General features: G+C 58.7%; 1 protein-coding gene. It reads left to right on the forward strand.

From position 1 onward, the window contains the following. On the forward strand, nucleotides 1–477 hold a 477-nt coding region (locus tag ABDB81_RS30450), incomplete at both ends, for a phage late control D family protein (RefSeq protein WP_346814427.1).

The raw sequence follows: 477 nt of genomic DNA on the forward strand, positions 1-477 counted from the left end.
GATCGATGCTGGCGATGGTTCGGAGCCGCGACAGTTTTCGGGCTGCATCCTTCGCTTCTCGAAGACGCAGCAGACGCACGATTTCTGCGCATACGAGATGGAACTGCGACCCAAGGTAGCGCTGCTGACGCTGACCAAAACGAGTCGCGTCTACCAGAACCAGTCCGCACCGCAGATCATCAGGTCCATCCTGCGTCGCCACGATCTGGAACCCCACCAGTTCGCCTTCAAGACCCGCCGCGAATATCCCGAACACAAGTTCCGCCTGCAGTACGAGATGTCGGACTGGGACTATATCCGGCTGCTGATGGAGCAGGAGGGGCTGTACAGCTATTTCCTGCCCGGCCAGTACGGCACGGTGTTTGGCGATGTCTTTGTTGTCGCCGACGACATCGACCACTATCTCTATAAGCCGGAATTGCGCGTCCCGTATCGGGAAGCAGCGGGGTTGGAATCGGGAACCGAAGCGGTCTACGA

The sequence above is a fragment of the Cupriavidus sp. DL-D2 genome (genome assembly GCF_039710735.1).
In the GTDB taxonomy this organism is placed as follows: domain Bacteria; phylum Pseudomonadota; class Gammaproteobacteria; order Burkholderiales; family Burkholderiaceae; genus Cupriavidus.